Genomic DNA, 8062 nt, shown 5'->3' with positions numbered 1-8062 from the left:
CGAAACTACTTCGCCGTCGTCGCCATTGCCGCCACTCTGCTCTGGATAAGGTAACTGTCCACACGGCCTAGCGCTTCCCCGCTCCCATATTGCCGAACAGGAAGCCCGCCACCTTGCGCTTCTGGATTTCCTCGCTGCCTTCCGTGATGCGGTAGCGGCGGTGGTGGCGGTAGATGTGCTCGAACGGTTTGTGGCGTGAATAGCCCATGCCGCCGTGGACTTGCATGGCGCGGTCGGCGGCCTCGCAGCACAGGCGGTTTGCCCAGTAGTTGCACATCGAGACCTTGTCGGAGAGCGTGTGCTCGACCTGCGCCTGGGTGAGCTGGTCCATTTCCCAGGCGGTCTTGCGGATCAAGAGACGCAGCATCTCCGCTTGCGTGGCGAGTTCGACCAGCGGCCACTGGATCGCCTGGTTCTCGGCCAGCGCCTTGCCGAACGGCTTTCGCTCCCGCGCATAGTTGACGCTTTCGTTGATGCAGTAGACGGCAGCGCCGAGCGAGCTCGCGGCCTGGCGGATGCGGTTCTCGTGCACGAAGCACTGCGCCAGCGACAGCCCGCGGCCGACCTCGCCGAACAACGCATCCTCAGGCACGAACACATCCGTGAAGCTGACGCGGGGATGATCGGTCGGCATGTTGAAGGTCCACATGTATTGCTCGACCTTCACGCCTTCCGATTTCGCCGGCACCAGGAAGCAGGTGATGCCGCGCGCGTCGCCATCATTGCCTGACGTGCGCGCAAACAGCGCGCAGTGGGTCGCGACATGCATGCCCGTGGTCCACATCTTCTCGCCGTTGATCAGCCAACCCTTGACGTTGTCTCGGGCCGCAGGCTCCGCCTTGGTCTCCATATGCGTCGCATCGGAACCGTGGTCGGGCTCGGTGAGGCCGAAGGTGATGCGGTATTTGCCAGTGATCGAGCCGTCGATCATCGCCTTTTGCGCGTCGTTGCCGTAGCGGTCCAGCATGGTGACGACAGGGAAATTGCCGACGATCGAATGCTCATTCTGCAGGTCGTTGTGCAGGCCTAGACCCTTGGAGGCAAAATGCTCGCGGATCACGGCCATCCAGAGGTTGGAGCCGTCCTTGCCGCCATAGCGTTTCGGGATCGCGAAGCGCAGATGGCCTGCGGCATCGGCGCGGTCCTTGGCTTTGCGCAGCAGCGCCTCCCATTCGTGCCGCGGCAGGCCGCCATTGTCGAAATCGGTGCGCGCCCATTCGCGGCGGTGGTCGAAGAATCGGATGTTGTCGTCAGCCTCCTCCAGCGGCTTGATCTCGCGCGCGATGAAGGAATCGAGTTCGGCGAGATAGGCGACGAGGTCGGCCGGCAGGTTGAAATCCAAGGCAGTCTCTCCCGGAGATATCGTTGATTGTCGTTTTGCGTTTAGGCGCTGCGCGCTCCTGCTTCGTCGATTAAGGTGAGAAGACGGCGCTCAAGTCAAGCAATCACGTCGCGCTTGGCATGCGCGCCTTGCTTGCGTAATTGAGTGGCATCAAACCCCAAGCCGGCGCTAATATCGCGGCCAATATTCTTCGCCACAGAAAATCAGCGGGAGCGAATATGGATCTGAAATTCTCGAAGGTGGAACGCAAGGGCCCGATCACGATCGTAACGCTGTCGCGCCCCGAGGTGTACAACGCGCTGCATATCGACGCGCATTTCGAGCTCAACAAGGTGTTCGACGACTTTTCCGCCGATCCCGAGCAATGGGTCGCGATCGTCACCGGTGCCGGCGACAAGGCGTTCTGCGCCGGCAACGATTTGAAATGGCAGGCGGCCGGCGGCAAGCGCGGCTGGGACAAGGGCGGCTTCGGTGGATTGACCTCGCGCTTCGACTGCGACAAGCCGATCATCGCCGCCGTCAATGGCGTGGCGATGGGCGGCGGCTTCGAGATCGCACTCGCGTGCGACCTCATCATTGCCGCCGAGAATGCGACCTTCGCGCTGCCGGAACCGCGCGTCGGTCTCGCCGCGCTCGCCGGCGGCCTGCACCGTTTGCCGCGGCAGATCGGGCTGAAGCGCGCAATGGGCATGATCCTCACCGCGCGCCACGTCAGCGCGAAGGAAGGCCACGAGCTCGGCTTCGTCAACGAGGTCGTGCCGCAGGGCGAAGCGCTCGCCGCTGCCGTGCGCTGGGCCGAGACCATCTGCAAGAACTCGCCGATGTCAATCCGCGCCTCCAAGCAGACCATCGAACGCGGCCTGGCCGTGTCGCTGGAGCAGGCAATCAACGAGCAGCGCGATTACCCCGCGGTGAAGGCGATGGCAGCCTCGCAGGATTACATCGAGGGCCCGAAGGCGTTTGCCGAGAAGCGCCCGCCGAAGTGGGTGGGGAAGTAAGTTATCTACCCTCTCCGTCATGGCTGGGCTTGTCCCGGCCATCCACGTTCTTTGGCACTTCGATGAAGAAGCACGTGGATGCCCGGGACAAGCCCGGGCATGACGACATAACTACGATCTCGTTGTGTCGCCCAGCTCTCGCTTGTAGGACCCATAGTTCGGCTGGTCGACGGCTAGCTTGTCCATCGTGGTCTGCCAGAGATGCTCGGCCAGCCCCGGTGTCTGCAGATCAATCTCGCCTTTTGCGATCTTCTCCGAAAGCGCACGGTTCAGCTCGAACAGCGAACCATCGATCCTGAGCAACTGCTTTAGCCGCGCTGCCTCCGCGGCGTCGGCCGCTTGCGCGAGCGAGAGCTGGCGCGTCACGAGATCGAGCGCGTTGATGCCGACGCGCAGCTTGAACGAATTGTGGCCCTTGATCGCAGGCGCGATCTCGCTCCGCAGGAAGTCCGCGACCGCCTTGATCAGTTCTGTTGGTGTCGGTTCATCCTGCATCTCAACGCCCTCGCGGTGCCAATAGCCTGAGCAGATCGATCTCGGTCTCGGACGCTCGGCGGCCAATCATCGCGCGCTCCATGGAATGGTCCGGACCAGTGCGGAAGCGCTGCATCATGCCGCAGCACATCACGCCCCAGCGCAGCGTGCCCATCACCTCCCACAACATTACTCTGACAGGATCGACCTTGCGGCCGGTCTCCTCGTAACCTGCGAACAGTTCCTCGCGCGAACCGAAGCCGCCGACCGGCTTGTCGATCTCGCCGAAGCGCCAGGAGTTGACGCAGATCCAGCCGAGATCCTCCATCGGATCGCCGAAATGCGCGAGCTCCCAGTCCAGCACCGCGCGCACGCCGTCAGGACCGATGATGAGGTTGCCATGGCGGAAATCGCCATGCACCAGCGTCACCTCGTCCGATGGACCGGGATCGTGGTCGCGCAACCAGCGCAGCGCCAGCTCGAACACCGGGCGCGGCCAGTCGAAGCCGCGATATTCGCGCTCGAGATCGCCGATCTCCTTGGTCGCCGTCATCTGCCGCAGCTTCGGCAGCTTCGCCGCCGGCAAGCCGTGGATGCCGGCAGCGACCTTGCCGAGCTGGCGCGCCAGCAGCGGCCGCGCCTTCGCAAACTGCTCGTCGCGCAGGATTTTCCGCGCGATGGTCTCGCCCTCAATGCGCGCCATGATGAAGCCGGTGCCGAGTCCCTCCTCCGGATTCAGCACGTGCAGCACGCGCGGCGACGGCAGACCGGCGTCGTGCGCGAGCTGCATCAAGCTCGCCTCGGCATCGAGCCCGGCCGCGCGCGAGGGTACTGCACCAAAGCCCGGCGGCGCACGGCGCAGGATCGCGCCGACATTGCCGTCGGGATGCACGATGTCGAACGTCCAGGTTTCCTGGCTGGCGCCGCCGGAAAGTTTTGCGGCGCCGGTGACGCCGGTCGCCCCCGGATGGAAGGACGCGACGCAGCGCGCGAGCTCGGCCTCGATCATTTGCCCTTGAACTTCGCCGGGCGCTTCTCGAGGAACGCGGTGACGCCTTCCTTGAAATCCTCGGTGGTGCCGGCAAGCCGCTGGGACTGGTATTCCAGGTCGAGCTGATCCTCGAACGAATTCTCCGGGCTGTCCCAATAGAGCTTGCGGATCAGCGACAGCGCAACCGTCGGCCCGTTGGCAAGCTCATGCGCAAGCTTCATCGCCTCGTCCATCAGCGCGCCGTCGTCATGGAGGCGGTTGATGAGGCCCCATTCGAGCGCCTTCTCAGCCGGCAGCCGCTCGCCCATCAGCGACAATTCGATCGCACGCGCCTTGCCGACCAGCCGCGGCAAGAGCCAGGTCGAGCCGCAATCCGGCACCAGGCCGATGCGCCGGAAGGCTTGCAGGAAATAGGCCGAACGCGCACACAGGATCATGTCGCCCATCAGCGCGAAGCTCATGCCGGCGCCCGCCGCCGGCCCGTTGACCGCGGTGACGATCGGGCAATGCAGATTGCGCAACCGCCGCAGGAACGGATGGAACGCGGTCTCCAGCGCCGCGCCTGCGTTACGCTTGCCCGGCGTCTGGTTGTTTCGTCCTTGCAGATTGGCGCCGGTGCAGAAGGCGCGGCCGGCACCAGTGATCACAAGGCAGCGCACCTCGTCCCGCTTGTCCTCGATCGCATCGAGCGCCTCGGCAAGGCCGCCGAGCATGTCGATCGACACCGCGTTCATGACTTCCTGATGGTCGAGCTTGAGGACCGCGACCGGTCCATCGAAATCGAGCGTGACGTGCTTGAATTGCATTGTTTTCCTCGTGGGTTGCGCCCGCGCCATGGGTAACGCGGTAGGCCAAATCTTCGACCCATATTTGATTTTTGAGACGCGCTTGTCCATGGTGGAGCAAGCACGCCTCGCTTTCGGATGCACGATTAACGTGCGTCAGGCCAAATGGAAACACCCCAGGGAAATACGCCAAGGAAAAAATACCATGAGCATCTTCGACCTCTCCGGCCGCGTCGCGGTCATCACCGGTGGCAATGGCGGGATCGGGCTTGGCATCGCGCAGGCGCTGAATGCCGCCGGCTGCGATGTCTCGATCTGGGGCCGCAACGCCGAGAAGAACAAGGCGGCAGCGGCAACGATGGCGGCGGGTCCCGGCAAGGTCGACACCCGCATCTGCGATGTCAGTAATGCGGCCTCGGTGCAGAATGCGATGAAGGCGACGCTCGACACTTTCGGCCGCGTCGATGGCTGCTTCGCCAATGCCGGGATCGGCGGCGGCGGACGACGCGCCTTCATCGACCGCACCGAGGAGGAATGGCGAACGATGTTCGCAACCAATCTCGACGGCGTTTTCCACGTGTTCCAGGCTGCCGCCCGCCACATGACCGAGCGTGCCGAGGCTGGCGACGCCTTCGGCCGCCTCGTCGCCACCTCGAGCCTGGCGTCGCTGTTCGGCACCGCGCGCAACGAGCACTATGCCGGCACCAAGGCCGCGATCAACGCGCTCGTGCGCGCCCTCGGCGTCGAGCTTGCCCGCCATGGCGTCACCGCGAATGCGATCCTGCCCGGCTGGATCAAGAGCGAGATGACGGCTGGCATCATGTCGAACGAGAAATTCGTCGCCAATGTGATGCCGCGCATCCCCGTGCGCCGCTTCGGCGAGCCCTCCGACTTCGGCGGCATCGCCGTCTACTTGATGAGCAATGCGTCGTCGTATCACACGACGGATTGTTTCGTGATCGACGGCGGCTACACAGCGTTTTAAACGCTGTTCGAATTCCGTCATGCGGCAATGGCGTCCTGCGCTGCGTCAGCGCAGGCACCCATGAAAAAAGCGCGCTCGCACTTTGAAACCACCGCGTCTATGGTTGGCCGCAACGATCTCGGCGATGGGAGGAAGAACATGAAACACGCCTACATACCCCGGACCACCAACTACACGCTCAATCCGGGCGACGAGCTCAACGACCTCCGCATGTCGGATCAGGTCCGTCCGCTCTATGAGCATGTGAAGAAGTTCATCCGGGAAACCGTCGAGCCGATGTCGGTCGAATTCTATCGGCATGGCGAGAACAAGAAGGACCGCTGGAGCTTCACCGACGGCCAGATCGAGGTCCTGGAGAAAGCCAAGAAGAAGGCCAAGGAGGAAGGCCTCTGGAACTTCTTCCTGCCCGACGCCGAGACCGGCGAAGGCCTGAACAATCTCGACTACGCCTATATCGCATCCGAGCTCGGCAAGAGCCCGCTGGCCTCCGAGACCATGAACTGCTCGGCGCCTGATACCGGCAACATGGAAGTGCTGGAGCGTGTCGGCACCAAGGAGCAGAAGGAGAAGTGGCTGAAGCCGCTCCTGAACGGCGAGATCCGTTCGGCCTACGCCATGACCGAGCCCAACGTTGCCTCGTCGGACGCCAAGAACATCTCCACCACCGCCAAGCTCGTCGGTGACGAGTGGGTCATCAACGGCGAGAAATATTACATCTCCGGCCTCGGCGATCCCCGCTGCAAGATCATGATCGTGATGGTGAAGACCAATCCGGATGCGCCGCCGAGCAAGCAGCAGTCGCAGATCCTGGTGCCGAAGGACACGCCCGGCGTCGAGATCCTCGGTCCCATGCATGTGTTCGGACAGGATCATGCCCCGCGTGGCCACATGCATCTGCGCTTCAACAATGTCCGGGTACCGAAGGAGAACATGCTGCTCGGCGAAGGCCGCGGCTTTGAAATCTCCCAGGTTCGCCTGGGGCCGGGCCGCATCCATCACTGCATGCGCACCATCGGCAAAGCGGAGAAGGCGCTCGACATGATGGTGCAGCGCGGCCTCACCCGTGAAGCCTTCGGCAAGAAGATCGCGCATCTCGGCGGCAATCTCCAGATCATCGCGCAGGCGCGCTGCGAGATCGAGGCGATGCGGCTGATGGTGCTGAAGGCGGCGAAGGCGATGGACGTGCTCGGCAACAAGGAAGCGCGCGTCTGGGTCTCCATGGTCAAGGCCATGATCCCCGAGCGCGCCTGCAAGATCATCGACCAGGCGATCCAGATGCACGGCGCCACCGGCATCTCGCAATGGACGCCACTGGCCGAAATGTACCAGGACGTCCGCCACCTCCGCTTCGCCGACGGCCCGGACGAGGTGCACTGGATGGTGGTCGGCCGACACGAACTGAGCATGCCGTAACGGACGCGGCAATTCGTAGGGTGGGCAAAGCGAAGCGTGCCCACCTTCGCGAGCCGAGCAAGAATGGTGGGCACGCTTCGCTTTGCCCACCCTACAGGAGCCACCATGGAATATGCTGCCAGCGATCTGAAGCCCCGCGAACGCTACAAGGTGCTGGCATCCTTCGTGCTGCCGCGGCCGATCGCATGGGTGACGAGCACAGGCCCGACCGGCGTCGTCAATGCCGCGCCGTTCAGCTTCTTCAATGTATTCTGCGAGGACCCGCCGCTCTGCATGTTCGCCGTCAATCTGCGGCCGGACGGGCGGGTGAAGGATACGCTTGTCAACATCGAGCGTACCGGCGAGTTCGTGGTCAACATGACCGACGAGCCGCTGGCGCACGCGATGCACGAGACCAGCGGCGACTTTCCGCCAGATGTCGGCGAGCCCGATTATCTCGGGCTCAAGCTTGCGCCATCGACCAGCGTGGCGGTGCCGCGCCTGGCCGACGCGCCATGGGCGATGGAATGCAAGACCTGGAAGATCATCGACGTCAACGACCGCCGGCTGATCATGGGTGAAGGCATCCACTTCTACATCCGCGACGAGCTGTGGGACCGCGAGGCCATGCGCGTGCACATGGAGCGCTACCACCCGGTCGGCCGCATGTTCGCCGACCGCTATTGCCGCACCGATGACCGGGTGGTGTTTCCGACAGCCGAGGGCGCGAAGCCGTAGATCCGTAGGGCGGGCAAAGACGCACCGTGCCCACCGTCTGACACTCTGCTCGTGATGGTGGGCACGCTTCGCTTTGCCCACCCTACGACGTTCGTGCAATCGGCACGCTCTCTCCACGTCATTGCGAGCGCAGCGAAGCAATCCACGTCTCCGCAAGTGGCGCGATGGATTGCTTCGCTGCGCTCGCAATGACGGGGTAAGTTCTGATTCAAATGTCAAACAGCGGAAGGGATGTGCGTTCGCATTCTCGCGGCCAGTTACGCCCGAGGTTTGCATCACTTTCCACCCTCTCATTGAACAGAGGGCGCAGGGAAAGCCGGGTGCTGGTTGCACCCGTGGGTCCCGTGCAACAAAAAG

8 protein-coding genes are annotated in these 8062 nt (G+C 63.4%); 4 read left to right on the top strand and 4 right to left on the bottom strand.

Annotated elements, in window-relative coordinates; genetic code table 11:
- Window positions 1–67: 67 nt before the first annotated feature.
- Window positions 68–1342 (bottom strand): acyl-CoA dehydrogenase family protein, encoded by a 1275-nt coding sequence (locus AAFX91_RS36465; RefSeq protein ID WP_394569739.1) that lies wholly within the window; start codon window positions 1340–1342, stop codon window positions 68–70.
- Between the two features lie 218 nt (window positions 1343–1560).
- On the opposite strand from AAFX91_RS36465, the gene AAFX91_RS36460 reads away from it, so the two are divergent.
- On the top strand, window positions 1561–2340 hold the full coding sequence (locus tag AAFX91_RS36460; RefSeq protein WP_028164941.1) for an enoyl-CoA hydratase-related protein: 780 nt from the start codon (window positions 1561–1563) through the stop codon (window positions 2338–2340).
- A 111-nt stretch (window positions 2341–2451) separates the two neighbouring features.
- Here AAFX91_RS36460 and AAFX91_RS36455 read toward each other — a convergent pair whose 3' ends face one another.
- Genes AAFX91_RS36455 through AAFX91_RS36445 form a run of 3 tightly spaced genes read right to left on the bottom strand, consistent with a single transcriptional unit; the run spans window position 2452 to window position 4611 of the window.
- Window positions 2452–2835, bottom strand: coding sequence for a DUF6285 domain-containing protein (locus AAFX91_RS36455; protein ID WP_394569738.1), 384 nt, complete (start codon window positions 2833–2835; stop codon window positions 2452–2454).
- A 1-nt stretch (window position 2836) separates the two neighbouring features.
- Entirely contained in the window at window positions 2837–3823 is a 987-nt protein-coding gene (locus AAFX91_RS36450; protein ID WP_394569737.1) for a phosphotransferase family protein, read from the bottom strand.
- On the bottom strand, window positions 3820–4611 hold the full coding sequence (locus tag AAFX91_RS36445; RefSeq protein WP_130583397.1) for an enoyl-CoA hydratase/isomerase: 792 nt from the start codon (window positions 4609–4611) through the stop codon (window positions 3820–3822). The genes AAFX91_RS36450 and AAFX91_RS36445 overlap by 4 nt, the downstream gene beginning before the upstream one ends.
- A gap of 184 nt (window positions 4612–4795) precedes the next feature.
- Between AAFX91_RS36445 and AAFX91_RS36440 the strand changes: the two genes are divergently transcribed.
- The 3 genes from AAFX91_RS36440 (at window position 4796) to AAFX91_RS36430 (ending at window position 7705) form a co-directional block, all read left to right on the top strand.
- Entirely contained in the window at window positions 4796–5575 is a 780-nt protein-coding gene (locus AAFX91_RS36440) for an SDR family NAD(P)-dependent oxidoreductase (RefSeq protein WP_394569736.1), read from the top strand.
- A 138-nt stretch (window positions 5576–5713) separates the two neighbouring features.
- On the top strand, window positions 5714–6988 hold the full coding sequence (locus AAFX91_RS36435) for an acyl-CoA dehydrogenase family protein (RefSeq protein WP_394569735.1): 1275 nt from the start codon (window positions 5714–5716) through the stop codon (window positions 6986–6988).
- Between the two features lie 105 nt (window positions 6989–7093).
- Complete coding sequence (locus tag AAFX91_RS36430; protein ID WP_130583395.1) at window positions 7094–7705, top strand: flavin reductase family protein; 612 nt, start codon at window positions 7094–7096, stop codon at window positions 7703–7705.
- Window positions 7706–8062 lie beyond the last annotated feature (357 nt).

The sequence above is a fragment of the Bradyrhizobium sp. 31Argb genome (assembly GCF_043638955.1).
In the GTDB taxonomy this organism is placed as follows: domain Bacteria; phylum Pseudomonadota; class Alphaproteobacteria; order Rhizobiales; family Xanthobacteraceae; genus Bradyrhizobium.
This window is presented reverse-complemented; position numbering and strand designations above follow the sequence as displayed.